This window comes from Salmonella sp. SAL-020 (assembly GCF_017372215.1).
GTDB lineage: Bacteria > Pseudomonadota > Gammaproteobacteria > Enterobacterales > Enterobacteriaceae > Salmonella > Salmonella enterica.
The window spans coordinates 4,098,272-4,122,333 of the sequence record NZ_CP071690.1; the positions used below are offsets into that span (position 1 = coordinate 4,098,272).

Here is a 24,062-nt window from a genome sequence, read left to right on the forward strand (position 1 = left end):
GTTTCCAGTGTGCATAAGTATATTTACCTTTTGATTACAGTTATTCAGAATTATCTAAACATCAGCTCATTTTTCTCAGTATATGCCTTCATTTTTCACAGGAAGTGTGCGCCCGCCCGCAAACTGGCATCCCCTTTGCGGGAAAAAGCATCAATCGCACATATGATTAACTGTCGGCCCAAAGTGGTCGGATCACCTGCAAAAAAATAAAGAAGGAATGACCATGACCCTACGTAAAATTCTGGCGATGTCGTGTCTGCTACTCCCCATAATGGCTTGTGCGCATAACCTTGAAGATAACCAACGGGTGCCGCCGGTAGGCATTGCCGATCGTGGCGAACTGACGTTGAATAAAGATGAGTTTAGTTATAAAAACTGGAATAGCGCGCAGCTGGCGGGAAAAGTGCGCGTCCTGCTGCACATTGCGGGTCGAACGTCAGCGAAGGAAAAAAACGCCACGCTGATTGAAGCGATTAAATCCGCCGGGCTTCCGCATGACAGATACCAGACGACCACAATTGTGAACACCGATGATGCGATCCCCGGCTCCGGTATGTTCGTGCGTAGCAGTATAGAAAGTAATAAAAAGCTCTACCCGTGGTCGCAATTTATTGTCGACAGCAATGGCGTGGCGCGTAACGCCTGGCAATTAAAAGAAGAGGGGTCCGCCGTCATCGTGCTTGACAAAGACGGTCGGGTTCAATGGGTGAAAGATGGCGCGTTAACCCAGCAAGAGGTACAGCAGGTGGTCGACCTGCTGCATAAGCTCCTCAGTAAATAGTCACCCGGAAGCCGGGGTTAAGGAACGACTCACGAGGGGTATAGTCCAGCGTTTTTCCCTGCCAGTCGTGAACGTGCGCCCCGGCTGCAACAGCAATGGCATGACCTGCGGCAGTGTCCCAGACGCTGGTCGGCCCAAATCTGGGGTAAAGCTGCGCCTGGCCTTCCGCCACAAGACAGAATTTCAGCGAGGAACCAATAGAGGTGGTCTGATGTTCGCCAAGCTGTTGGAGATATTCGGTGAGTTCATCATCCGTATGCGAACGGCTAATCACCACCAGCGGCGGGCGGGCATCCCGCACCTGAATCTGCTTACGCACCCCGCACTCCTCTTTCCAGGCCTTACCTTCCGCCGCGTAGTACATCACTTTCAGCACCGGCGCATAGACAACGCCCAACACCGGCTTGCCCTGCTCAATCAGCGCAATATTGACCGTGAATTCGCCATTGCGCTTGATGAACTCTTTGGTGCCGTCGAGCGGATCGACCAGCCAGTAGCGCTGCCAGTGCTGGCGCACTTCCCAGGCGGGCGGATCTTCTTCTGAAAGCACCGGAATATCCGGCGTGAGCGTGCGTAACCCTTCGAGAATCACGGTATGTGCGGCGATATCCGCCGCAGTGACTGGAGAATCGTCCTGCTTGCGGGCGTACTCCATCGGTTTGGCTCCATCATAAACCTGCATAATGGCATCGCCCGCGTTCCGTGCAAGCTGGCATACTTGTTCTAACATTCTCCACCTCTTTATGACAGGGGCGTTAACTCGTTGTTTTACTTATACCCGATCGTTAAGGGTTCCGCCAACTGTGATACCGTCAGCGGTTTTGATAATAGCTTTCATGGCATGATTCACCTTTCTGTGAACACTCGCAAAAAATCGGCCGGATGAGGCAGTTTCGCCTTCTTCTGGCGACGGTCGGAACGATATCGGGTTTCACTGTTTATCATCGCTATTTTTCACTATCCGGCTTTTCTATTGCGTTCTTAAAAGGTGCCTCTGATGATTAAGTTTAGTGCAACGCTTCTGGCTACGCTGATCGCCGCCAGCGTGAATGCGGCCACCGTCGATCTCCGTATCATGGAAACTACTGATTTACATAGCAACATGATGGATTTCGATTATTACAAGGATACCGCAACCGAAAAATTCGGATTGGTACGTACCGCAAGTTTGATTCATGCCGCCCGAAATGAAGTCAAAAACAGCGTGCTGGTGGATAACGGCGACCTGATTCAGGGGAGCCCTCTGGGCGATTATATGGCGGCAAAAGGGCTCAAAGACGGTGATGTTCACCCGGTCTATAAAGCGCTCAACACTCTGGATTACGCGGTTGGAAACCTCGGCAACCATGAGTTTAATTATGGTCTGGACTATCTGCATAACGCGCTGGCCGGCGCGAAATTCCCTTATGTTAACGCCAATATTATCGACGTTAAAACCCAAAAGCCGCTCTTTACGCCTTATCTGATTAAAGAGACGAGCGTTATTGATAAAGACGGCCACCCGCAAACTCTGAAAATCGGCTATATCGGCTTTGTTCCGCCGCAAATCATGATTTGGGATAAAGCGAATCTGAGCGGCAAAGTTACCGTCAATGACATTACGGAAACCGCCCGGAAATATGTGCCCGAAATGCGCGAGAAAGGCGCTGATATCGTGGTAGTCATTGCTCACTCAGGCCTTTCTGCCGATCCGTACCACAGCATGGCGGAAAACTCGGTTTATTACCTCAGCGAAGTTCCCGGCGTCGACGCGATTATGTTTGGCCACGCCCACGCCGTCTTCCCCGGTAAAGATTTTGCCGACATCAAAGGCGCGGATATCGCCAAAGGTACGCTTAACGGCATTCCTGCGGTAATGCCTGGCATGTGGGGCGACCATCTGGGAGTGGTCGATCTGGTGCTCAATAACGACAGCGGCAAATGGCAGGTTACGCAGGCGAAAGCGGAAGCGCGGCCTATTTACGACGCCGCCGCTAAAAAGTCGCTGGCGGCGGAAGACAGTAGGCTGGTCGGTATTCTGAAAGCCGATCACGATGCCACCAGCGAGTTTGTCAGCAAGCCCATCGGTAAATCCGCCGATAATATGTACAGTTATCTTGCTCTGGTGCAGGACGATCCTACCGTACAGGTGGTGAATAACGCGCAAAAAGCGTATGTGGAACACTTTATTCAGGGCGATCCGGATCTGGCGAAACTGCCGGTGCTGTCCGCCGCCGCGCCGTTTAAAGTTGGCGGGCGTAAGAACGATCCTGCCAGCTTTGTCGAAGTGGAAAAAGGCCAGTTGACCTTCCGTAACGCCGCCGATCTTTATCTCTATCCGAATACGCTGGTGGTGGTGAAAGCCAGCGGCAAGGAGGTAAAAGAGTGGCTGGAATGTTCTGCCGGACAGTTTAATCAAATTGATATTCACAGCAACAAACCGCAATCGTTGATCAATTGGGATGGCTTTCGCACCTATAATTTCGATGTCATTGACGGCGTGAATTATCAAATCGATGTGTCACAGCCCGCCCGCTATGATGGCGAATGCCAGATGGTGAATCCGCAGGCGGAACGTATTAAAAACCTGACCTTTAACGGTAAGCCTGTCGACCCGAACGCTACGTTCCTGGTCGCCACGAATAACTATCGCGCTTACGGCGACAAGTTTGCCGGCACGGGCGACAGCCATATCGCCTTTGCGTCTCCGGATGAAAATCGCGCCGTGCTGGCGGCATGGATTGGCGCAGAGTCAAAACGCGCGGGCGAAATCCATCCGGCGGCGGATAATAACTGGCGTCTGGCGCCAATCCACAGCGATACGACGCTGGATATCCGCTTTGAAACATCGCCAGGCGATAAAGCCGCTGCCTTCATTAAAGAGAAAGGGCAGTATCCGATGAAGAAGGTTGCTGTCGATGATATCGGTTTTGCCATTTATCAGGTGGATTTGAGCAAGTAACGTGAGTCCCGCATGGCGCTGCGTTTATTCGGCCTGACTGGCAGGCCGAATAAAGCGCTAGCCGCCATCTGATAAACGCTCCCGCTGCGCCAATACCTGCGGCAAATTCAGTTCTATCCAGTCCGCCAGCGCGGCGACTTTATCGCTCACCTGCTCGCCAAGCGGCGTCAGGCTGTACTCCACATGCGGCGGAACAACTGGATATGACACCCGGTTAAGAAATCCGTCCTGTTCAAGCGCCTGTAACGACTGCGCCAGCATCTTTTCACTCACGCCTCCCATCTTGCGGCGCAGGTCGCTAAAACGGTGTGTACCGTCGCGTAACGCGACCAGAATCAGTACGCCCCAGCGACTGGTGACATGTTTTAACACCTCACGGGACGGGCACTGTTCAGCAAAGAGATTACCTTCACGCAACTGCCGGGAAAGAGTATGAGCGCGCATTGATACTTACCTTTTTGTACGTACTTACTAAAAGTAAGTTTAGGTGGTAGCGTAATAAAACACAAGACCAACACTGAGGAGTTCACCATGATTGCTATCACTGGCGCAACAGGCCAACTGGGCCAACACGTTATTGAAAACCTGCTAAAAACGACGCCCGCCAGTCACCTCGTCGCGATCGCCCGTAACCCGAAAAAAGCCGCCCCGCTCAGTCAGCGCGGGATCGCCGTTCGCCAGGCGGATTACGCTAACGAAGCCGCGCTGACCACCGCCTTACAGGGCGTTGATAAACTGCTGCTTATATCATCCAGCGAAGTGGGACAACGCACCGCGCAGCACCGCAACGTTATTCAGGCCGCCATTGCCGCGAAGGTGAAATTCATCGCCTATACCAGCCTGCTACATGCGGATAAATCGCCGCTGGCGCTCGCCGATGAACATATTGAAACGGAAAAGATGCTGGCTGAGTCAGGTATTCCTCACACGCTATTACGTAACGGCTGGTATACGGAAAACTACCTGGCGAGCGTCCCTGCCGCGCTGAAGCATGGCGTCTTTATTGGCGCAGCGGGACAAGGGAAAATCGCCTCCGCAATGCGCGCTGACTATGCCGCCGCCGCCGCGCGCGTCATCAGTGAAGAGGGTCACGCCGGGAATGTCTACGAGCTGGCGGGTGATGACGCCTGGACATTACGCCAGTTGGCGGATGAACTTACTCATCAGAGCGGAAAAAAAATCGTCTACCAGAACCTGAGCGAAGTCGATTTTGCCGCCGCGTTAAAAGGCGCAGGCCTGCCTGACGGACTGGCGGATATGTTGGCCAATTCTGACGCTGGCGCGGCGAAAGGCGGCTTGTTTGATGACAGCCATACGCTGCGTAAACTCATCGGTCGCCCGACGACGACGCTCACAGAAAGCCTTCGCTCCGTACTGTAAGTGTTAAAATTTAGTTAATTTATGTGGCATCCTCATAGACCTTCTCTGATAATGACGGAACGGTTTATGAGGAGAATCTGATGATTAGCGGCGTGCTATACGCCCTGCTGGCAGGGCTAATGTGGGGATTGATTTTCGTCGGCCCGTTAATCGTGCCGGATTACCCGGCCCTCTTACAGTCAATGGGACGCTACCTGGCGCTGGGGCTGATTGCCCTGCCGATTGCCTGGTTAGGCCGCACGCGGTTACGCCAGTTGACGCGCAAAGACTGGTTCACCGCCCTGTCGCTGACTCTGATGGGCAATGTAATCTATTACGCCTGCCTCGCCAGCGCTATTCAGCGAACCGGCGCGCCGGTTTCGACGATGATCATCGGGACATTGCCGGTCGTCATTCCGCTTTTCGCTAACGTTCTCTATAGCCAACGAGACGGCAGATTATCCTGGCGGCGTTTAGCGCCCGCGCTGGCGCTTATCGGTTTTGGCCTGCTGTGCGTCAATATTGCTGAACTTAGTCAGGGATTGTCCGATGTTAGCGGCTGGCGCTATGGTTCAGGCATTGTGCTGGCGCTGATTTCCGTAGCGTGCTGGGCATGGTATGCGCTGCGCAACGCCCGCTGGCTGCGGGAAAATCCCGACAAACATCCCATGATGTGGGCAACGGCGCAGGCGCTGGTTACGCTGCCGGTCTCGTTAATCGGCTATGCGGCGGTCTGTCTGTGGCTGAGTATCCAGAAACCGTTGTTTACCCTGCCCTTTGGCCCGCATCCCGCGCTGTTTATCGGTCTGATGATCGCCATCGCGGTGCTGTGTTCCTGGGTGGGCACGCTGTGCTGGAATATCGCCAGCCAAAAATTGCCAACCGTTATTTTAGGGCCGCTGATTGTTTTTGAAACGCTGGCGGGACTGCTCTATACCTTCATTCTGCGCCAAGAAATCCCGCCATTCCTGACGTTAAGCGGCATTGCGCTCCTGGTGGCGGGCGTGGTCATTGCCGTGAGAGCGAAACCGGAAAAAGCGACCGTCGTTCCGGTCACGGAACGCTAATTTCATACTCGCTTAAATTATACGCACCCCGAAAGTGTTATAGCCTCGCCTTAAAGATGCATTTAGAATACAACTTATATTATTGCAAATGAGGTAACGGCTATGGCTTATCGCGATCAACCTTTAGGCGAACTGGCGCTCTCTATTCCCCGCGCATCGGCGCTGTTTCGCCAGTACGATATGGATTACTGCTGCGGTGGAAAACAGACGCTGGCACGCGCCGCCGCGCGTCACGACGTCGATATTGACATCATTGAAGCGCAACTGGCGCAATTGGCTGAACAGCCCATCGAAAAAGACTGGCGCGCCGTTCCGCTGGCGGACATTATTGACCATATCGTTGTTCGCTATCATGACCGACATCGCGAACAACTGCCGGAGCTTATTCTGCAGGCAACCAAAGTGGAACGCGTTCACGCGGATAAGCCAAACGTCCCACGCGGCCTGACAAAATATCTCACCGCGCTGCATGAAGAGCTTTCCAGCCATATGATGAAAGAAGAACAGATCCTGTTCCCCATGATCAAACAGGGTATGGGTCGCCAGGCAACGGGCCCGATAAGCGTAATGGAAAGCGAGCATGACGAGGCGGGAGAGCTGGTAGACGTCATCAAACACGTCACCCAAAATGTAACGCCGCCGCCAGAAGCCTGCACCACCTGGAAAGCGATGTATAACGGCATTAATGAGATGATTGATGATCTGATGGAGCACATCAGCCTGGAGAATAACGTGCTGTTCCCACGCGCGCTGGCCGGGGAATAATCCACCGCCAATAAACGATCCTGAACGTATAGACAGGATCGTTTATTCTGAATCGACTAACGCTTTTTAGCGAGAGGTGAATGCATTATTAATAACCTCATATTTCCCCTCCTCAGTGACCAGATAATAACCGCTCTTGTCGATATGCGCAGTATCCAGCGTCCGCGTTACGTTACGCCGTTGCCCGCTATCCACCAGCGTATCACCGAAGAAATAGAGATAACGATCGTCATGAGCAAAAACATCAGAAAATGAACCATCGGGATTTTTAAACCACACCAATGGTCCAATAGGGTCGATAATCTGCACGCCCCCATCGCCGATAAAATAGATCTGTTTACCCACCAAATTAGCGCCAGCTTTCAGCTGTACCTGCGGATCAGGCAAGCGGGTGATGGTTAATACCCTGTCGACCGGAGAGACATACTTCACCTGGTACAATAGATCTTTGTACTGTGCTACCGTCCAATTGTAATGAATGGGATGGAAATATTCTGGATCAACATTGGGAATAGTCGCTATTCGGCAGTCATCGCCTCGGCGCGATGCCTCTCGCGTCATCCATGTCACCTTATCCCGCTGTACATTAAACGTATTGAGACAGTCTTTGCCGAAGTAATAGCGTTTTACGCCTGCTTTGTCGCGATAGAGTAACTGCACGCCAGCGACCCAGCGCACAACATGAAAAGAGTTCGGATCGGCATCAATTGCCACACCATTAACAAAAACCTGCGTGGCGGTACGCAGAATAGTGTCCCACGGGCCAGGATTAGATGTAGTATCGCAGCTGGTCGGCGAAAACAGAATATTACGCTGCTCCCAGGATTTAACGCCCAGGATGGAATATCCCTGCGCACTAGCCAGCCAGCGTCCCTGAAAGTAGAGGTTGCGCCTGTCTTTAAGCACATCGCCGGAGTCGTTTAATTTGATGTTGCCGCCGACCTGCTGCAACGAATCTATATCGACCCTTTTTTCACCATGATTATCATCTGTGCGCTCGCCGTCGAAGTAAAGACTATCTTTATCAGCGGCAAAGCGTCCATACGCCCGAAAAGTCGCTGCATCCACTGGCGGCTTACCCGGTGGATTTTGTACGATTTTCCCAACCCATAAAATATGCTGGCCGTCGGTTAGCCAATAAAACTGCCAGAAATCATTTTTTATTAGCGATGAAAAAGCGGCGACATGAACAAAATCATTACTCATTTTTCCACGGTCATTATATTCATTAACAATGCGGTCAGGAACGTGCCGTAGTTGACTAAATTTTACCTCTCGAATTTCAATATCTTTAAAATTAATACCATAATCATAATCTTCTTCAACTACATATTTCGTTCCCTGCCCCCACGGCTGATAGTGAAACAAAGCATATGGAATGCCGGAACAGGCCAGAGCTAACACTGGTGCCAGCATTAATAAAATCGATAAACAGAACTGTTTTATTCTCAACATTGCGCCATCCTGCGCTAGTGGTAATCAGAGGGAAGCAAAGAGATAACGTCAGTGGGCGCTGGTGATACCGTCGTCCACTCTGTTAATATCGGGTTATAGCGCTGCCATTGATCACGTGAGATCTGGCGATATAATTGCCCATCCGCGGACAAAGCCAGATGGTAGTAATTATAGGTAACTCTATCTATTTTCAGCGCCGGAAGTTTTTCCTGCGACGTAAAAATGCGCAGTACCCCCTCGCCCAACGCATTCGTGCTCACCTGATAAATACGATCCTTATACCAACCGGTGTTCCCGTTCAGACGAAAAAAATACTCCGGATCGACACCCGGCAGGGTTTCCACTTTACAACTGCTCCCGGCGTTGGTTGCCTCATGTTTCAGCCATGTCACCTCACGCAGGCCAATATTAAAATAGCCGCAGTACCGACTGGAATTATCAATCTCATAGTCATGCTTACCGGTTTTATCACGATAAATTAGTACCTCGCCAGGCATCCAGCGAATGATTTGAAACGTATTAGCATCAGCGGTAATGGGTATGCCGTTCACAATCACCCGTTGCGCCGTCGTCACAATAAACTCCCTTGCCGAAGTGGAATCCAGCCTCAACACGCGAAACCCATCGGCCCGCCCCAGCCAGCGGCCTTCATAATAGAGATTATTTTTATCCCGCAGCAGATTCCAGATTTTCGTCTCTGCCAGAGTCGCCATATCCACACGTTTTTCACCCGCATTGCTATCACGACGTTTACCATCAAAATAGAGACCGTGTTTATCGGCGGCAAAGGCGCCAAAAGACTGAAAGCTGGCAACATCAACGGCAGGCTCATCCCCGGTATTCTGGACGATTTTGCCTGCCCACAGGATAAAGCGCCCATCGCTGAGATAAGCGTGCTGACAAATATGATTGTCGTCGCAGTTATGGCTGTCGGGATTGATTTCTATTAACGGGCGAGGGTCTTGCGGGTGAGATAAATCGGCAATACGCCGTAAATGCGAATAGCTAACGTCAGGCAGTCGGGAGAGAATTTGCGGTTCGTCGTCGGCGGTATAAAAAACGCCGTCCTTATCCTGCTGATACTGAAAATCTGCGAACGCAGGAACAGGCAGCAGCAAAAGCGTAGCGCTTAAAATCCAGCGTCGAATGGTCATAATTACAGTTTGAAATAGGAGATTAATTTGTTACTTAAACCACTTTTTCAACGTATTATCCAGCGCGAGCCGCCATTATAGGAATTCATCAAGGCGGCACTTACCGTCAGCCTGCAATTTACAGCTGCCCTTCCTGAAGAAACGTTTTTCGCGTCATTGCATCAGCGGACAAACACTCATTTCCTGAGCTTTTCATCTCCATACGCTATCAAATGTGGCGAGAAAAATAGCTCGTTAAGGAGCGGGAAGCGACAAAATGGGGCGTAAAAATGAAGAAAGCGCCCCGGCGGGTACGTTATGCGCATACCCCCTCGCCTAAGCGAGAGGGATAAATCCGTCATTTAGCCAGTTTGTTCTTACGCAGGAACAGCCAGCCCAGACCCAACGCGATAAACCACAGCGGCGTCACGATCAGCGCCTGGCGCGTATCGTCTTCCAGCGTCAGTAATACCAGCACGAACGCAAAGAACGCCATGCAGACCCAGCACATCAGCTTACCGAGCGGCATCTTATAGATGGATTTTTCATGCAGGTGGGGACGCTTTTTGCGGTACACCAGGTATGAACACAGAATGATGGTCCAGACAAACATAAACAGGATAGCCGAAACCGTAGTGATCATGGTGAATGCGCCAATCACGCTCGGGTTGACCATCAGCATAACCACGCCGCCCAGCAGGCAGATACAGGAGAAGGTCAGGCCTTTCGCCGGTACCGCGCGTTTCGATAGCTTAGCGAACGCTTTTGGCGCCACGCCTTCTTGCGCCAGGCCAAACAGCATACGGCTGGTCGAGAAGACGCCGCTGTTGGCGGAAGACGCCGCCGAGGTCAGCACAACAAAGTTGATCACGCTCGCGGCGGCAGGCAGACCCACCAGTACAAACAGCTCAACGAACGGGCTCTTATCCGGCACCACGGAACTCCACGGCGTCACCGACATAATGACAATCAGCGCAAAGACGTAGAACATGATGATACGGATCGGTATTGAGTTAATCGCGCGCGGCAGCGATTTTTCCGGATCTTTAGTTTCTGCGGCGGTAGTACCAACCAGCTCAATGCCCACGAAAGCGAACACTGCAATCTGGAAACCGGCAAAGAACCCGCTAATACCTTTCGGGAACCAGCCGCCGTTATTCCACAGATGCGCGAAAGACGCTTCAACGCCTGTCGGCGATTTAAAGTGCATCGCAATCATCACCAGCCCGACCACAATCAACGCCACAATGGCGACGATTTTGACCATAGCAAACCAAAATTCCATTTCACCAAACATTTTAACGGTGGCGAGGTTGAGGCTTAGCAGCAGGATCACTACCGCCAGCGAGGCGACCCAATCGGAAAGGCCGGGAAACCAGAACTGCGCGTAGGCAGTAATCGCCACCACGTCAGCCATACCGGTCACTACCCAGCAAAACCAGTACGTCCAGCCGGTGAAATATCCCGCCCAGGGGCCAAGCAGGTCGGAAGCAAAATCGCTAAACGATTTATATTCCAGATTCGAGAGCAGCAATTCCCCCATGGCGCGCATCACGAAAAAAAGCATAAAACCGATGATCATATACACAAAAATGATCGACGGTCCGGCGAGACTGATCGTTTTACCCGATCCCATAAACAGACCGGTACCAATAGCGCCGCCAATAGCGATAAGCTGTATATGACGGTTTGTAAGATTGCGCCGTAGCGACTGTTCAGCCGGAGCCTGTTCGTCGGCTGCGACTTTTACCTGATCTACCATGTTTTTCTTCCTGTACCTGTCTGTGTTGTGCGGGCTCTACGGCCTTTGGTCTATGATACGACGATCCTGTTATCAGGACTCATCGATATTAGGTAAGAATCGGCGGGATGAATACTAAGATTCAAATACAATGTTAATTTTATGTTTAAAATGAGTGTTATATCACTTTGATAATGCGAATTAGCTCACAAAAATACACGTAACGACGCCATTTGCAAAATAAAATATTGGCATCTGCTGAAGTCAGGGTTGCCGGATAAGGCGTTTACGCCATCATCCGGCAAACCCGGGGCGCTTACAGAATTTCCAGCAGTTCCACCTCAAACACCAGGGTGCTGAATGGCGGAATAGAGGCCCCGGCCCCACGCTCGCCATAGGCCAGCTCCTGTGGGATAGTCAGTTCCCATTTGGAACCTACCGGCATCAGAGTCAGAGCTTCAATCCAGCCGGCGATCACGCCATTTACCGGGAATTCAGCCGGTTCGCCGCGCGCGACGGAGCTGTCAAATACGGTGCCATCAATAAGCTTACCGGTGTAATGCACGCGTACGCGGTCGGTACGCGCCGGAATCGCGCCTTCGCCCTGCGTCAGAACGCGGAACTGTAAACCAGATTCAGTACTGTTCACACCGTCTTTTTCGCGGTTTTCTTCCAGGTATTTCACGCCTTCGGCCGCCATCGCTTTGAAACGCTCACGACGCACCGCGTCCGCACGCTCATGAATTTCACGCAGCGCACGATGCACCACATCAACAGGAACCGCCGGGTGTTTACCTTCCAGCGCATCAGCAATGCCTGCAACCAGCGCTTCAGGCAACAGCCCTTCAAGACCGGATTCGCTGAGCTGCTGCCCTACCTGCAAACCAATGCCGTAGCTCGCTTGCGCTTCAATAGTGTCAAAAGTCGGGGTGGCCATTATTTTTCCTTCATCGGATATCAAAAAAGTAGCGGGCAGCATAACAGCCACGCTTCTTCTGGTAAAACTTTGTCTCAGGGAGGATGACAAATCGCAGGGAAAAAGAAACAATAGATTATCCGTATTGATGTCACGAAAGCGGATAGCACTACCAGTATCATAGCGTTAGCCATCTATACTCTATGATTAAGGAACGAGATGCGGAGCAGGAGGTAAACCATGCCCGGGCGCTTTGAATTAAAACCAACCCTGGCGAAAATCTGGCACGCGCCGGATAATTTTCGCATCATGGAACCGCTGCCGCCTATGCATCGTCGTGGCATTATCATTGCCGCTATCGTGCTGGTGATCGGTTTCCTGCTGCCCGCCAGCGAGACCAGCGACTCACCTGTCGTCACGCGGGAAGCGCAATTGGATCTGCAATCGCAATCACAGCCGCCGACGGAGGCCCAGCTTCAGGCGCAGCTGGTCGCGCCGCAAAACGATCCGGATCAGGTGGCGCCCGTTGCGCCGGAACCTATCCAGGAAGGCCAGCCGGAAGAACAAAACCAGCCGCAGACGCAGCCTTTCCAGCAGGATAGCGGCATCGGTCAACAGTGGCGCTCGTACCGGGTAGAGTCTGGTAAAACTCTGGCGCAACTGTTCCGTGACCACGGGCTGCCCCCGACAGACGTTTATGCAATGGCGCAGGTAGAAGGCGCTGGCAAACCGCTGAGTAATCTCAAAAATGGTCAAATGATTAAAATTCGCCAGAATGCCAGCGGGGTGGTGACAGGTTTAACGATAGATGGCGATAACGGTCAACAGGTGCTGTTTACGCGTCAGCCTGACGGCAGTTTTATTCGCGCACAGTAACGCCGGCTGCGCCTTACCCCGTCTATACCCTATTCGTTCAGGTGAAGCATTACCGCTTCACCTTATTCACCCACCAAATCCCCGAACACACCAGCACCAGCGCAATCATGTATTTCCACTCCAATATATTCTCGCCGAGAAAAATAGCCGAAAGAGCCGCGCCAGAAAACGGGATCAGAAAGTTAAACGGCGCAATCATCCCCACGCGATTATATTTGAGTAAAATGCTCCATAGCGCAAAAGCGACCGACGAGAGCAGCGTCAGGTAGACTAAAATCGCCACCGACGAGAAGCCATGTATCGTCAGCGTACCGCCAAAAACGTAACCGCCAATGACCAGTACCAGACCGCCAATCCCCAATTGATAGCCAGTCATGACCATCGGATCGACCGTCTGCGAGAGACGTTTGCCATACAATGTGGCCGCAGAAAGAATAAACGCCGCCAGCACCACGGAGCCTTCTCCCGGCAGATTAAAGCTGAAATCCAGGCCGTTGCTGACGTTCACCACCATGACGCCCGCAAAGCCCAGAATACAGCCGAGCGTTTTGTTGTAGCTCAATCGGTCGTTCTGATAAATAAAGTGCGCCAGCAATACGCTGAAGAATGTGCCTGTCGCGTTCATGATTGAGCCTTTCACGCCGGAGGTGAACGCAAGGCCGATATAGAAAAAGAGATATTGCAGCGACGTCTGAGTCAGCCCCAGTAACGTCAACTGAGCAAACTGGCGCGGACGAAACCGACCAATCGGTTTACGCTGAAGCAGCGCGAACAGTAGTAGCAACCCACCCGCAAACAAAAAACGATAACCAGCAAAAACAATTTTAGAAGGGATATCATCGGTGGCTATCTGAAAGAGGTCATAACCGCTTTTGATGGCTGGATAAGCGCTGCCCCATAGCAAGCAACAAAATGCGGCACACACATAAACGACGTTTTTGCGGGCAAACGGGGAGGCCTGGCGTTGGGTATCCATTCTTTCACCAAGAAATTAAAATAATGTTTTATTTTTGATTATCGCGAAAAGAGGGGGAGATAGCCAGTCGAAAAGCGATGGGGTTAAAAAAGCAAAACGTCGGCGCTGGGCCGACGTTTCGTTGCTAGCAAAAACGAGAATGCCTGATTACTCAGCAACCACGTTGATGATAACTTTTGCGAATACTTCGCTGTGAACCTGGAAGTTCACTTCGTGTTCGCCAGTGGTACGCAGAACGCCGTTCGGCAGACGAACTTCGCTCTTAGCCACGTCAACGCCAGCCGCAGTCACAGCGTCAGCGATGTCGCGAGTACCGATGGAACCGAACAGTTTACCTTCGTCGCCTGCTTTAGACGCGATAGTAACGGTTTCCAGGGCGTTGATTTTCTCTGCGCGTGCATTTGCAGCAGCCAGAACGTCAGCCAGTTTAGCTTCCAGTTCAGCGCGACGTGCTTCGAAGTATTCAACGTTTTTCTTGGTAGCCGGAACAGCTTTACCCTTTGGTACCAAGAAGTTACGAGCATAGCCCGCTTTAACGTTAACCTGATCACCCAGGCTACCCAGGTTTGCTACTTTATCAAGCAGAATAACTTGCATTACCTTATCCTCTCAAAGTCGTATTAATGGACCGTGACCGATTACTGATGGCGATCAGTGTACGGCAGCAGAGACAGGTAGCGAGCGCGTTTGATAGCGCGAGCCAGCTGACGCTGGTATTTTGCACGGGTACCGGTGATACGGCTTGGGACAATCTTACCGCTTTCGGTGATGTAGTTTTTCAGCGTAGCGATATCTTTATAGTCGATCTCTTGAACGCCTTCCGCGGTGAAACGGCAGAACTTGCGACGACGGAAATAACGTGCCATATGGCTAGTCTCCAGAATCTATCAATTCAATCTGCTCGGCATGCAGAACCATTTTGCTCAGACCGTTCTTTGCCTTGTGGCAAGAAATAAACCCCTGAACGGTTATGCGGCTGCCGACCGTTATACTGTGAGTAATGGCCTGGTTTTCGTGTCCGCTAACAATAACGGGCATTTGGCACCACGCCTGCCGGTGAAAGCCGGCTTCCTCTTGCACAGAACGATGCTCAAGCACGAACTGGCAATGCGGAATTCCTGATGGACTGACCTTTCGAAGGGGGGCCCTGCACACGGTGCCGGACAACGCCAGACGGTTGGTCATCAGAAATTACTCTTCAGAATCCCCAGCTTCAGCATCATCTGCGGTTTCGTTAGCGAAATCATCGCGACGCTCACGGCGCTCGTCTTTCGCTTTAACCATCGGAGAAGCTTCGGTAACAGCGTGCTTAGTACGCATAACCATGCTGCGGATAACGGCATCGTTGAAGCGGAAGGTAGTTTCCAGCTCATCGATCACTTCCTGCGGCGCTTCAACGTTCATCAGAACGTAGTGCGCTTTGTGCAGTTTGTTGATCGGGTAAGCCAGCTGACGGCGGCCCCAGTCTTCCAGACGGTGGATCTTGCCTTCTGCGCCAGTGATGGCAGCAGAGTAACGCTCGATCATGCCCGGAACCTGTTCGCTCTGGTCAGGATGGACCATAAAAACGATTTCGTAATGACGCATCGAATTGCTCCTTACGGATTATTCAGCCTCCTGTCTGGGTCAGCCGCAGCCCATGGAGGCAAGGAACGTGTTAAAGGTCGGCTGAAAAATGACGCGTTATAATACTGGCGCCTGCGGGCAAACTCAAGGTGATTGTACAATTATTTATCGTGCCGAACGTAACGCCTGTCCCGTCGCATTTTGCTGCTGAGATATTAACGTTATATCGCGCGCCACTATAAACGGCCTGTTCCGGCAGAGAATTGACACTGTGGTCAGCGCGCTTTTTTGCCACACAGGGTTTCTTAAACATAGCGGCATACATCAACGGGTTGTTAATCAGGTAAAAAACGACAATGCGATAATTTTTTGAACAACAGCATCAGAAAAGGTCGCCATCTCTGCGGCGGGTTATGGTTAAAATTAAACCAGAAGCGATTCACTAAAGGGGGATATCGCCAACCAGACCGCGCTGCTGAGGAGGTACATGATGCGAGCCCGGATAATGTTATTTCTGGCTGCGCTTTTGCCTGGCGTAACGGCAACGGCAGCCATCGAGTTAAATAATCACCAGGCCAGAAATATGGATGATGTGCGCAGCTTAGGCGTGATCTACATCAACCATAAGTTCGCCACGGAAAGCGAAGCCAATCTGGCGCTGAATGACGAGGCCGACGCGCGAAACGCAATGTATTATCACGTCATACTTATCCGGGAACCGGGTAGCAACGGCAACATACACGCCAGCGCGAATATTTATCGCTAGCATCAGGAAAACCAACGAAAAATCATAGTTGATTTGCCCCCTGAACAGGGGGCTTTTTTTCGCGGAAAGATGGCTCTGGAATTAGACCTGTGACATCCCGATAATATTCACATTCCGGAGCTCATACTTCACTTCTGCCCGTAATACGCATTCGGGCCATGCTTACGCATGAAGTGTTTATTCATCAGATAATCGTCGATGGGGTTGAGGCCAGGGTTAATACCGCGCGCAATCCACGCCATTCGCGCCACTTCCTCCATGACGACCGCGTTATGTACCGCATCGTGCGCATCTTTCCCCCAGGCGAACGGCCCGTGTTGATACACCACAATGCCTGGCGTATGCAGCGGTTCCACCTCGCCCAGCGTTTCGATGATCACCTTACCGGTGTTCAGCTCGTACTCGCCCTGCACTTCTTCTTCGCTTAACGCCCTGGTACAAGGAATATCGCCAAAGAAATAGTCCGCGTGCGTGGTACCGAGCGCCGGAATAGCCATCCCCGCCTGCGCCCATGCCGTGGCGTGGGTGGAGTGGGTATGAACGACGCCGCCAAGCGACGGATAGCGTTGATACAGCGCCAGATGGGTAGCGGTATCGGAAGAAGGACGATAACCTCCCTCCACCACTTTGCCATCCATATCCACCACCACCATGTCATCTACCTTCATGGTTTCATAGGCGACACCGCTTGGCTTAATCACCACCAGCCCGCGTTCGCGATCGATAGCGCTGACGTTGCCCCAGGTAAACGTCACCAGTCCATAACGGGGCAAATCCATGTTAGCGTCAAATACCTGCTGCTTGAGCTTTTGCATTAGGCTGCCTCCACCAGACCGGCGCTGGCCATGCGCGCTTTCACCCAGTCACGCGCTTTCGCTACCTCTGCCGCCGGGTTCTCTGCTGTTTCACTCCACATCTCAATCAGATAGGGCCCGCAATAGCCACTCTGTTTGAGCGTTTCGAAGCAGCGTTCGAAATCGACAACGCCTTCGCCAAACGGCACATTTTTGAACACGCCGGGTTTAGTATCTTTGACGTGTACCGCGACGATATGCCCGATTCCCGCCTGTAGCTCCATCTGTACGTCGTTATCCCAGGCAGACAGATTGCCGATATCCGGATAGAGCTGGAACCACGGGTTATTGAGGTAGTGAGCATAGCCCAGCGCTTTACTGATGGAATTCATCAATGGATAATCCATGATCTCCATCGCCAGCGTCACCTGGGCGCGGCTAGCCATATCAACGCTCTCTTTTAACCCATCGCGGAAGCGGCAACGCGTTTCGTCATTGGCCTGCTGATAGTAAACGTCGTACCCCGCCAGTTGAATGACGCGAATCCCGACGTCCTGCGCAAACTGAATCGCTTTACGCATAATCTCCAGCCCCTGCGCCCGTACCGCGTCATCTTCGCTACCGAGCGGAAAACGACGATGCGCGCTCAGACACATGGACGGCACGCGCACGCCGGTTTCAGCAACCGCGCTCACCAGCGCCAGGCGCTGCTCGCGACTCCAGTCGAGCCGCGCCAGTCGGGCGTCGGTCTCGTCCACCGACATTTCAACAAAGTCAAAACCCAGCGTTTTCGCCAGCCGCAGGCGCTCCAGCCAGCACTCCCCGGCAGGGAGCGCTTTTTCATAGATGCCGAGCGGAATTTGTTTCGACAGCATAGCCACTCCTTAGCCCCACAGTTGGGCAATGGAGCGTTTGAACTGCCGTGCGGCTTCTACCGGCGATTCGGCATCGCGAATGCTGCGCCCCGCGATAAAGACATGGATCGGAATGCCTTTGAACAGCGGCAGGTCTTCCAGCGCCAGTCCGCCGGTCACGGTCACTTTAAAGCCCATATCGGAGAGCCGCTTAATCGCGGTAATATCCGCCTCGCCCCACGCCACGCCTGCGGCCTGCGCGTCACGGCTGCGGTGATAAACCACTTGCTGAATGCCCGCATCGCGCCACTGCTGCGCCTGTTCCCAGGTCCAGTAACCGGTCAGTTCGATCTGCACGTCGCCGTTGAACTCTTTCGCCACATCCAGCGCGCCTTTCGCGGTGTTGATGTCGGCGCAGCAAATGACCGTCACCCAGTCCGCGTTGGCTTCGAAACACATACGGGAGAGGATTTTACCGGCATCGGCAATTTTGGCGTCCGCCAGCACGATTTTGTGCGGGTAAAGCGCTTTCAGATCGCGAACCGCACGCACGCCTTCGCCCACGCACAGAATGGTGCCCACTTCGATAATGTCGACTTCTTCGGCAATCAGGCGAGTGGTTTCATAGGCGCTATCCATAGTCTGGTTGTCCAGCGCGACCTGCAACATTGGTAATGACATTTTCAATTCCTTCTTAAGCTGCCGCGTTGGTGCGGTCAATGAGATCCAGGACTTCCTGCGCGGTGCGGCAGGCGCGTAAACGGTCAAAATTAGCTTCGTCTTCAAACAGGTTGACGATCTGCATGATGCCCACTTCCTGGTGAGTGTTGGCATCAACCGCCGCCATGGTGATCAGAATATCGACCGGGTCGTTATCTTCGTGGTTGAACTCCAGCGGCTTTTTCAGCGTCACCAGCGAAAAACCGGTTTTCTTCACCCCTTCTTCCGGGCGGCCATGCGGCATCGCCAGGCCGGGGGCAATCACAAAATAGGGGCCAAACTGCTCAACGCCATCGAGAATGGCCTGGTAATAGCGCGGCTCCACCACGTCGGCAGCCACCAGTAAATCGACGCCGATCTTGACGGCTTCCTGCCAGGTATTCGCTTCAGCCTGCAGGCGGATAGAATTATTCTCCGCCAGTGAATCACGTAATTTCATGTTGCATCCTTACTTCACGTCTTGCGGGAAATGTTCTTTGATCACTTCCAGCAGTTTCGGGCCGAAGTCAGCAGGAGAGAGCATGTTACGCACGCCAACCACATATTTGTTGCCGGTCACGGTGATTTCGCCCGCAATATGGGTAGAAGCGATGATGATATCCGCGCCGCTCAACTCGCTTTTGTACTCGCCAACCGCGCAGCTGTTTACCGTGTGGTCAATGTTTGATTGGGTTAAAAACTGGTCCACTTTCATTTTCATGATCATGGAACTGCCCTGTCCGTTGCCACACACAGCCAGAATACGTACGGTCATAATCAAAACTCCTTATTAAGCAGACTGTTCTGCCAGTTGTTTTTCTGCATCTTCTTCTGCGCGCAGTGCGCGGCCAGCGAAGAACATATAAGCCAGTGCAATTACAATGATGACGGCCATAAAGGCGATACCGAGGGAGAAGAAGCCCTGCATCATCGGCGGTGCCAGAATCGACCAGTCCGCCATACCCATCCAGGCGCTCATCCCCGTGAGTTTCACCGCCCAGACGCAACCAAAGATTTCGATCATCCCCATCACCAGACAAATCTTCAGCGCCGCACGCCAGCCGCCGAAGTGGTTAGCGAACACGCCGATAGTGGCGTTAGAGAAGAACATCGGGATAAAGCCAGGAATAATCAGGATCGAGGAGCCGCAGGCAACCAGGATGCCAACCGCAATCAGCTGACCGATGGTGCCCCACATAAAGCCCCAGACCACCGCGTTCGGCGCGAAGCTATAAATAGCGGCGCAGTCAATCGCCAGTACTGCGCCCGGAATCAGACGCTGGGAGATACCGTTAAAGGCCTCAGAGAGCTCGGCGACAAACATACGCACGCCCTGGGTGATGATGAAGATCGCCACCGCAAAGGAGAAACCGGTTTGCAGGATATAGATTGTCCAGTGGGTTTTACCCGCCATCGCCTGTACGGTATCGATACCAAAGGAGAGCAGAATGGCACCAAAGAAGATGGTCATTACAATCGCCGTGGAGACGATGTTGTCATGGAAAATGTTCAGCCAGCCCGGCAGTTTGAGGTCTTCAACGCTTTCCTCTTTTTTGCCCAGGAACGGCGCGACTTTATAGGCAATCCAGGAAGCAAACTGCTGCTGGTGACCGATGGAGAAACCACAGCCATCGGTCACTTCCTGAGTCGGCTTGTACATCATGTTGGAGGTAATACCCCAGTACAGGGAAACCAGTATCGCCGTGCAGATAATGGTGGTCCACATGGAATAGCCGAAGATATAGAAAGAGACCGCAATCAGCCCCGCCTGCTGGAACATGATGTGCCCGGTCAACATGATGGTGCGAATACCGGTAATGCGTCGCAACAAGACGTAACAAATATTCAGCGCCAGCGCGAGCAACACCGCGTAGCCTACCCAACTATACGCATCACCCATCCGTTCGATCGTTGCCATCATCGAAGCATAGGTATCGGAAATCGCGCCGTTGATGCCGTAGACCTCAGACATTTTCGCCACCACCGGTTTAAAGGTGCTGGTCAGAATGCCGGACCCGGCCTGTAGCAGCATGAAGCCAATGATGGTTTTGATCGTCCCTTTGATGATCACGCTGACGCTTTTACGCAGCAGGATATAGCCCAGGCAGGTCACAATACCCAGTAATAGCGGGGCATTGGTCATTACCTGATTAAAAAAAATGGTAAAGATGTTGTAGAGGATCTCCATAACGATCTCCGGTAGACAAGGTTGCTGAGTCACAGGCGCTCAGAATAATGTCCCTCCACTGTAATTTTCAAAAGTAATCACAACAAGATTGAATTTGATTAAATGTGACGTAGCGCGCAAATAATTAGCACACTTAATACATGGTTTACTTATAAATAACTCATTTCTTCATTAAAATAAGTAAAATCATAAAGATGAATACATCCCCATGACGCCAGAAAAGATTAAATTTTCTTCTGGCTGCGTTCTCCTCTACCCAAAAGTCAAAAAATAGCCCATTGCCTTCTTGAGAAAATAGTGTCAGGATTAATCAAAACAAATCACATTTTGAACTATTTTGAACAAACATGAAGGTAAATGCGATGAGTAAAGTACAAAGCATCACGCGTGAATCATGGATTCTGAGCACGTTTCCGGAGTGGGGAAGCTGGCTGAACGAAGAGATTGAGCAAGAGCAGGTCGCGCCGGGTACGTTCGCTATGTGGTGGCTGGGCTGTACCGGTATCTGGCTAAAATCTGAAGGCGGCACTAACGTATGCGTCGATTTCTGGTGCGGTACCGGTAAACAGAGCCACGGTAATCCGTTGATGAAAACCGGCCATCAGATGCAGCGTATGGCTGGCGTCAAAAAATTACAGCCTAACCTGCGCACCACGCCGTTTGTTCTCGATCCTTTCGCTATCCGTCAGATTGACGCCGTACTGGCGACCCACGACCATAACGATCACATTGACGTCAATGTCGCGGCTGCCGTAATGCAGAATTGCGCCGATGATGTTCCGTTTATCGGCCCGCAGACCTGCGTGGATTTGTGGGTTGGCTGGGGCGTGCCGAAAGAACGCTGCATCGTGGTAAAACCGGGCGATGTCGTGAAAGTGAAAGATATTGAAATTCATGCGCTTGATGCCTTTGACCGCACTGCATTAATCACCCTGCCTGCCGATCAGAAAGCTGCTGGCGTACTGCCGGACGGCATGGATGTACGCGCGGTTAACTATCTGTTTAAAACGCCGGGCGGCAATCTCTATCACAGCGGCGATTCTCACTATTCCAACTACTACGCGAAACACGGCAACGAACATCAAATTGATGTCGCGCTCGGTTCTTACGGTGAAAACCCGCGCGGTATTACGGACAAAATGACCAGCGCGGATATTTTACGCATGGCGGAATCGCTGAATACCAAAGTGGTGATCCCGTTCCATCACGATATCTGGTCGAACTTCCAGGCCGATCCGCAAGAGATCCGCGTGCTATGGGAAATGAAGAAAGATCGCCTGAAGTATGGTTTTAAACCGTTTATCTGGCAGGTTGGCGGCAAGTTTACCTGGCCGCTGGATAAAGACAATTTCGAATACCACTATCCGCGTGGGTTTGACGATTGCTTTACCATTGAACCCGATCTACCGTTCAAATCCTTCCTGTGAGTCGATATCATGCCGGGATTACCCGGCATTTTTTCCATTTACTTTAGTATTTCCAGGCTATTTCAAATATCATCTTTTCAAATCAATTTGTATCGGAATAGCTCATGACTGAAGCACAAAGACATCAAATACTGCTGGATATGCTGGCACAGTTGGGCTTTGTTACCGTCGAAAACGTGATTGAGCGTCTGGGGATCTCCCCGGCGACAGCGCGCCGCGACATCAACAAGCTCGACGAAAGCGGGAAACTTAAAAAAGTGCGCAACGGCGCAGAGGCCATTACCCAACAGCGGCCCCGCTGGACGCCGATGAATCTGCACCAGGCGCAAAACCACGATGAAAAAGTACGCATCGCGAAAGCGGCGTCGCAGCTGGTAAACCCGGGTGAAAGCGTAGTGATTAACTGCGGCTCCACCGCTTTCCTGCTGGGGCGTGAAATGTGCGGGAAACCGGTACAGATCATTACCAACTATCTGCCGCTGGCGAATTATCTGATCGATCAAGAGCATGACAGCGTGATTATCATGGGTGGTCAGTATAATAAAAGCCAGTCGATTACCCTGAGCCCGCAGGGAAGTGAAAACAGTCTCTATGCTGGCCACTGGATGTTTACCAGCGGAAAGGGCTTAACCGCGGATGGCCTGTACAAGACCGATATGCTAACCGCCATGGCGGAACAAAAAATGCTCAGCGTCGTCGGGAAACTGGTCGCGCTGGTCGATAGCAGTAAAATTGGCGAGCGCGCGGGGATGCTGTTCAGCCGCGCCGATCAGATCGCTATGCTGATTACCGGCAAAAATGCCAATCCGCAGGTTTTGCAACAGCTTGAAGCCCAGGGTGTAAGCATACTCCGCGTTTAAAGATGCTGTCGGAAAAACGCTACCGTCGCCGACAACGCTTCTGGCGTAATGCGATGCCGCACGCCTGCGGCCCATAAACAGGTCACATGCTTATCCAGCTTCGCCGCGGCGAGTGCCTGCTGGAGCCGGAAGGTTTCGATAGCAGGCACCACGTCATCCTCCTGACCATGCCACAACAGAAGCGGCCTGTCGGCCAGGCGCTCTAACTGATGTGTGACTTCCCATTCACGTAGCGGCGCGATGATATTGTCGAATTCCGCCTGCTGCGCCGGGTTCTGCGGGGATAACGGCGGGAAAAGCGTCCGGGCGAGCCCGGTAAAATAGCCCGACCCCATTAAACTGGCCCCGCATTTTACCTCTCGGTGACGCGTCATAATGCCCAGCGCCGTCATACCGCCCATGGATGCGCCGCCCACCGCCAACCGCCCGTCAAGTAGCCAGTTTTCCGCCTGAATCGCCGCACGTAACGTCGTAAATTCCTGCATGTTTTGGTGCAGAATCTGCCAGAATCGGTGTATCCGTCCCTGTGAGTCGCCGCCGAAGCGAGCGCCATGCTCCGGCGCATCCGGCATGACTACCCGGAATCCTGCCTGTGCCAGGGCAACGGCAAAATAACTATAAACCAGGCTGGAGGAGGTGAAGCCATGATAGAACACCACACAGGGAAGCGGCACGGCGCGTTTCCCTTCCGGGAAGGCATGTAGTACGACGCCTCCGGCTAATTGTCGTGTTTCAATCGCTATCATTATTCTCTCCTTTTTATCCGGTATGCCACGGAGAAATACTTAACGCAAGTTTATGGATAGCGCAATAATTCATAATGTTTGAGAACTGGGTTACGCTTTCGCAACGTTTTCATTCGAAAATCGCGTGACAGGTAACACTTCGGGAACATTCC

The 24,062-nt window shown here is 52.2% G+C and carries 27 protein-coding genes and 1 pseudogene; 9 read left to right on the top strand and 19 right to left on the bottom strand.

Annotated features, from left to right (window positions below; translation table 11 throughout):
* Positions 1-223: 223 nt before the first annotated feature.
* Complete coding sequence (locus J1G48_RS19910; RefSeq protein ID WP_000175300.1) at positions 224-781, top strand: YtfJ family protein; 558 nt, start codon at positions 224-226, stop codon at positions 779-781.
* Here the strand turns inward: J1G48_RS19910 and cysQ are convergent.
* Positions 771-1,511, bottom strand: a complete 741-nt coding sequence (gene cysQ, locus J1G48_RS19915; RefSeq protein WP_000893398.1) for a 3'(2'),5'-bisphosphate nucleotidase CysQ — start codon at positions 1,509-1,511, stop codon at positions 771-773. The two genes, J1G48_RS19910 and cysQ, sit on opposite strands and share 11 nt — an antisense overlap.
* 267 nt (positions 1,512-1,778) lie before the next feature.
* On the opposite strand from cysQ, the gene J1G48_RS19920 reads away from it, so the two are divergent.
* Positions 1,779-3,722, top strand: coding sequence for a bifunctional 2',3'-cyclic-nucleotide 2'-phosphodiesterase/3'-nucleotidase (locus J1G48_RS19920; protein ID WP_000589390.1), 1,944 nt, complete (start codon positions 1,779-1,781; stop codon positions 3,720-3,722).
* Positions 3,723-3,779: 57 nt separating this feature from the next.
* Here the strand turns inward: J1G48_RS19920 and J1G48_RS19925 are convergent, their stop codons facing one another.
* The gene (locus J1G48_RS19925) at positions 3,780-4,166 is read right to left on the bottom strand and encodes a helix-turn-helix domain-containing protein (protein WP_001201297.1); all 387 of its coding nucleotides are present in this window, start codon (positions 4,164-4,166) and stop codon (positions 3,780-3,782) included.
* A gap of 87 nt (positions 4,167-4,253) precedes the next feature.
* Here J1G48_RS19925 and J1G48_RS19930 point away from each other — a divergent pair, with 87 nt between their 5' ends.
* The 3 genes from J1G48_RS19930 (at position 4,254) to ytfE (ending at position 6,913) form a co-directional block, all read left to right on the top strand.
* Positions 4,254-5,102 (top strand): SDR family oxidoreductase, encoded by an 849-nt coding sequence (locus J1G48_RS19930; protein WP_000560612.1) that lies wholly within the window; start codon positions 4,254-4,256, stop codon positions 5,100-5,102.
* A gap of 80 nt (positions 5,103-5,182) precedes the next feature.
* On the top strand, positions 5,183-6,148 hold the full coding sequence (locus J1G48_RS19935; RefSeq protein WP_000623276.1) for a DMT family transporter: 966 nt from the start codon (positions 5,183-5,185) through the stop codon (positions 6,146-6,148).
* Positions 6,149-6,250: 102 nt separating this feature from the next.
* Positions 6,251-6,913, top strand: coding sequence for an iron-sulfur cluster repair protein YtfE (gene ytfE, locus J1G48_RS19940; RefSeq protein WP_000331471.1), 663 nt, complete (start codon positions 6,251-6,253; stop codon positions 6,911-6,913).
* A 66-nt stretch (positions 6,914-6,979) separates the two neighbouring features.
* On the opposite strand, the gene J1G48_RS19945 is transcribed toward ytfE, so the two are convergent.
* The 4 genes from J1G48_RS19945 to fklB form a co-directional block, all read right to left on the bottom strand.
* Positions 6,980-8,368, bottom strand: coding sequence for a hypothetical protein (locus tag J1G48_RS19945; protein ID WP_000944340.1), 1,389 nt, complete (start codon positions 8,366-8,368; stop codon positions 6,980-6,982).
* Positions 8,369-8,382: 14 nt separating this feature from the next.
* A complete protein-coding gene (locus J1G48_RS19950) occupies positions 8,383-9,522 on the bottom strand; it encodes a DKNYY domain-containing protein (RefSeq protein WP_000155543.1) in 1,140 nt (379 codons plus the stop codon).
* A gap of 337 nt (positions 9,523-9,859) precedes the next feature.
* Positions 9,860-11,263: a D-serine/D-alanine/glycine transporter gene (cycA, locus tag J1G48_RS19955; RefSeq protein ID WP_000228326.1), complete on the bottom strand. Its 1,404-nt coding sequence runs from the start codon at positions 11,261-11,263 to the stop codon at positions 9,860-9,862.
* Positions 11,264-11,558: 295 nt separating this feature from the next.
* Positions 11,559-12,179 (bottom strand): FKBP-type peptidyl-prolyl cis-trans isomerase, encoded by a 621-nt coding sequence (gene fklB / locus J1G48_RS19960; RefSeq protein ID WP_000235161.1) that lies wholly within the window; start codon positions 12,177-12,179, stop codon positions 11,559-11,561.
* 219 nt (positions 12,180-12,398) lie between these two features.
* Here fklB and J1G48_RS19965 point away from each other — a divergent pair, with 219 nt between their 5' ends.
* Complete coding sequence (locus J1G48_RS19965; protein WP_001119448.1) at positions 12,399-13,034, top strand: OapA family protein; 636 nt, start codon at positions 12,399-12,401, stop codon at positions 13,032-13,034.
* A 49-nt stretch (positions 13,035-13,083) separates the two neighbouring features.
* On the opposite strand, the gene J1G48_RS19970 is transcribed toward J1G48_RS19965, so the two are convergent.
* The 6 genes and pseudogenes from J1G48_RS19970 to J1G48_RS23460 all read right to left on the bottom strand — a co-directional run bounded on the left by J1G48_RS19970 (position 13,084) and on the right by J1G48_RS23460 (position 15,873).
* The gene (locus tag J1G48_RS19970; RefSeq protein ID WP_000381072.1) at positions 13,084-14,010 is read right to left on the bottom strand and encodes a DMT family transporter; all 927 of its coding nucleotides are present in this window, start codon (positions 14,008-14,010) and stop codon (positions 13,084-13,086) included.
* Between the two features lie 147 nt (positions 14,011-14,157).
* Positions 14,158-14,607 carry a 50S ribosomal protein L9 gene (gene rplI, locus J1G48_RS19975; RefSeq protein ID WP_001196059.1) on the bottom strand — a complete coding sequence of 150 codons (450 nt, stop codon included), beginning with the start codon at positions 14,605-14,607 and terminating at the stop codon, positions 14,158-14,160.
* Positions 14,608-14,648: 41 nt separating this feature from the next.
* Positions 14,649-14,876 (bottom strand): 30S ribosomal protein S18, encoded by a 228-nt coding sequence (rpsR, locus tag J1G48_RS19980; protein WP_000135199.1) that lies wholly within the window; start codon positions 14,874-14,876, stop codon positions 14,649-14,651.
* Positions 14,877-14,880: 4 nt separating this feature from the next.
* Positions 14,881-15,195, bottom strand: a complete 315-nt coding sequence (priB, locus tag J1G48_RS19985) for a primosomal replication protein N (RefSeq protein WP_001519453.1) — start codon at positions 15,193-15,195, stop codon at positions 14,881-14,883.
* A gap of 6 nt (positions 15,196-15,201) precedes the next feature.
* The gene (gene rpsF, locus J1G48_RS19990; RefSeq protein WP_001216673.1) at positions 15,202-15,597 is read right to left on the bottom strand and encodes a 30S ribosomal protein S6; all 396 of its coding nucleotides are present in this window, start codon (positions 15,595-15,597) and stop codon (positions 15,202-15,204) included.
* Positions 15,598-15,667: 70 nt separating this feature from the next.
* A pseudogene (locus J1G48_RS23460) lies at positions 15,668-15,873 on the bottom strand (hypothetical protein).
* Between the two features lie 193 nt (positions 15,874-16,066).
* Between J1G48_RS23460 and yjfY the strand changes: the two are divergent.
* Positions 16,067-16,342 (top strand): DUF1471 family protein YjfY, encoded by a 276-nt coding sequence (yjfY, locus tag J1G48_RS19995; RefSeq protein ID WP_001680087.1) that lies wholly within the window; start codon positions 16,067-16,069, stop codon positions 16,340-16,342.
* A 128-nt stretch (positions 16,343-16,470) separates the two neighbouring features.
* On the opposite strand, the gene J1G48_RS20000 is transcribed toward yjfY, so the two are convergent.
* From J1G48_RS20000 to ulaA, 6 genes are read right to left on the bottom strand one after another with little or no spacing between them, the layout of a single operon-like run.
* Positions 16,471-17,157 carry an L-ribulose-5-phosphate 4-epimerase gene (locus J1G48_RS20000; protein WP_001170769.1) on the bottom strand — a complete coding sequence of 229 codons (687 nt, stop codon included), beginning with the start codon at positions 17,155-17,157 and terminating at the stop codon, positions 16,471-16,473.
* A complete protein-coding gene (gene ulaE, locus J1G48_RS20005; RefSeq protein ID WP_000949530.1) occupies positions 17,157-18,011 on the bottom strand; it encodes an L-ribulose-5-phosphate 3-epimerase UlaE in 855 nt (284 codons plus the stop codon). Before ulaE ends, J1G48_RS20000 begins: the two co-directional genes overlap by 1 nt.
* Before the next feature lie 9 nt (positions 18,012-18,020).
* The gene (gene ulaD / locus J1G48_RS20010; RefSeq protein WP_000056761.1) at positions 18,021-18,671 is read right to left on the bottom strand and encodes a 3-keto-L-gulonate-6-phosphate decarboxylase UlaD; all 651 of its coding nucleotides are present in this window, start codon (positions 18,669-18,671) and stop codon (positions 18,021-18,023) included.
* A 13-nt stretch (positions 18,672-18,684) separates the two neighbouring features.
* Positions 18,685-19,149, bottom strand: coding sequence for a PTS ascorbate transporter subunit IIA (gene ulaC / locus J1G48_RS20015; RefSeq protein ID WP_000776531.1), 465 nt, complete (start codon positions 19,147-19,149; stop codon positions 18,685-18,687).
* A gap of 9 nt (positions 19,150-19,158) precedes the next feature.
* Positions 19,159-19,464, bottom strand: coding sequence for a PTS ascorbate transporter subunit IIB (gene ulaB, locus J1G48_RS20020; protein ID WP_000218362.1), 306 nt, complete (start codon positions 19,462-19,464; stop codon positions 19,159-19,161).
* 15 nt (positions 19,465-19,479) lie between these two features.
* A complete protein-coding gene (ulaA, locus tag J1G48_RS20025) occupies positions 19,480-20,877 on the bottom strand; it encodes a PTS ascorbate transporter subunit IIC (RefSeq protein WP_000404873.1) in 1,398 nt (465 codons plus the stop codon).
* A 362-nt stretch (positions 20,878-21,239) separates the two neighbouring features.
* On the opposite strand from ulaA, the gene ulaG reads away from it, so the two are divergent.
* On the top strand, positions 21,240-22,304 hold the full coding sequence (ulaG, locus tag J1G48_RS20030; RefSeq protein WP_000049161.1) for an L-ascorbate 6-phosphate lactonase: 1,065 nt from the start codon (positions 21,240-21,242) through the stop codon (positions 22,302-22,304).
* A 104-nt stretch (positions 22,305-22,408) separates the two neighbouring features.
* Entirely contained in the window at positions 22,409-23,164 is a 756-nt protein-coding gene (gene ulaR / locus J1G48_RS20035) for an HTH-type transcriptional regulator UlaR (protein ID WP_000133618.1), read from the top strand.
* Here the strand turns inward: ulaR and yjfP are convergent.
* Positions 23,161-23,910: an esterase gene (gene yjfP, locus J1G48_RS20040; RefSeq protein WP_000560303.1), complete on the bottom strand. Its 750-nt coding sequence runs from the start codon at positions 23,908-23,910 to the stop codon at positions 23,161-23,163. The genes ulaR and yjfP overlap by 4 nt on opposite strands.
* Positions 23,911-24,062 lie beyond the last annotated feature (152 nt).

Coding starts and splice junctions, on each gene's coding strand:
- rplI (WP_001196059.1), bottom strand. CDS start 14,607: ATGCAAGTTATTCTGCTTGATAAAGTAGCAAACCTGGGTAGCCTGGGT.
- J1G48_RS19920 (WP_000589390.1), top strand. CDS start 1,779: ATGATTAAGTTTAGTGCAACGCTTCTGGCTACGCTGATCGCCGCCAGC.
- J1G48_RS19965 (WP_001119448.1), top strand. CDS start 12,399: ATGCCCGGGCGCTTTGAATTAAAACCAACCCTGGCGAAAATCTGGCAC.
- J1G48_RS19945 (WP_000944340.1), bottom strand. CDS start 8,368: ATGTTGAGAATAAAACAGTTCTGTTTATCGATTTTATTAATGCTGGCA.
- ytfE (WP_000331471.1), top strand. CDS start 6,251: ATGGCTTATCGCGATCAACCTTTAGGCGAACTGGCGCTCTCTATTCCC.
- ulaD (WP_000056761.1), bottom strand. CDS start 18,671: ATGTCATTACCAATGTTGCAGGTCGCGCTGGACAACCAGACTATGGAT.
- ulaG (WP_000049161.1), top strand. CDS start 21,240: ATGAGTAAAGTACAAAGCATCACGCGTGAATCATGGATTCTGAGCACG.
- J1G48_RS20000 (WP_001170769.1), bottom strand. CDS start 17,157: ATGCAAAAGCTCAAGCAGCAGGTATTTGACGCTAACATGGATTTGCCC.
- ulaA (WP_000404873.1), bottom strand. CDS start 20,877: ATGGAGATCCTCTACAACATCTTTACCATTTTTTTTAATCAGGTAATG.
- rpsF (WP_001216673.1), bottom strand. CDS start 15,597: ATGCGTCATTACGAAATCGTTTTTATGGTCCATCCTGACCAGAGCGAA.
- J1G48_RS19935 (WP_000623276.1), top strand. CDS start 5,183: ATGATTAGCGGCGTGCTATACGCCCTGCTGGCAGGGCTAATGTGGGGA.
- yjfP (WP_000560303.1), bottom strand. CDS start 23,910: ATGATAGCGATTGAAACACGACAATTAGCCGGAGGCGTCGTACTACAT.
- fklB (WP_000235161.1), bottom strand. CDS start 12,179: ATGGCCACCCCGACTTTTGACACTATTGAAGCGCAAGCGAGCTACGGC.
- J1G48_RS19925 (WP_001201297.1), bottom strand. CDS start 4,166: ATGCGCGCTCATACTCTTTCCCGGCAGTTGCGTGAAGGTAATCTCTTT.
- rpsR (WP_000135199.1), bottom strand. CDS start 14,876: ATGGCACGTTATTTCCGTCGTCGCAAGTTCTGCCGTTTCACCGCGGAA.
- priB (WP_001519453.1), bottom strand. CDS start 15,195: ATGACCAACCGTCTGGCGTTGTCCGGCACCGTGTGCAGGGCCCCCCTT.
- J1G48_RS19930 (WP_000560612.1), top strand. CDS start 4,254: ATGATTGCTATCACTGGCGCAACAGGCCAACTGGGCCAACACGTTATT.
- ulaC (WP_000776531.1), bottom strand. CDS start 19,149: ATGAAATTACGTGATTCACTGGCGGAGAATAATTCTATCCGCCTGCAG.
- yjfY (WP_001680087.1), top strand. CDS start 16,067: ATGCGAGCCCGGATAATGTTATTTCTGGCTGCGCTTTTGCCTGGCGTA.
- cysQ (WP_000893398.1), bottom strand. CDS start 1,511: ATGTTAGAACAAGTATGCCAGCTTGCACGGAACGCGGGCGATGCCATT.
- J1G48_RS19970 (WP_000381072.1), bottom strand. CDS start 14,010: ATGGATACCCAACGCCAGGCCTCCCCGTTTGCCCGCAAAAACGTCGTT.
- J1G48_RS19950 (WP_000155543.1), bottom strand. CDS start 9,522: ATGACCATTCGACGCTGGATTTTAAGCGCTACGCTTTTGCTGCTGCCT.
- J1G48_RS19910 (WP_000175300.1), top strand. CDS start 224: ATGACCCTACGTAAAATTCTGGCGATGTCGTGTCTGCTACTCCCCATA.
- cycA (WP_000228326.1), bottom strand. CDS start 11,263: ATGGTAGATCAGGTAAAAGTCGCAGCCGACGAACAGGCTCCGGCTGAA.
- ulaR (WP_000133618.1), top strand. CDS start 22,409: ATGACTGAAGCACAAAGACATCAAATACTGCTGGATATGCTGGCACAG.
- ulaE (WP_000949530.1), bottom strand. CDS start 18,011: ATGCTGTCGAAACAAATTCCGCTCGGCATCTATGAAAAAGCGCTCCCT.
- ulaB (WP_000218362.1), bottom strand. CDS start 19,464: ATGACCGTACGTATTCTGGCTGTGTGTGGCAACGGACAGGGCAGTTCC.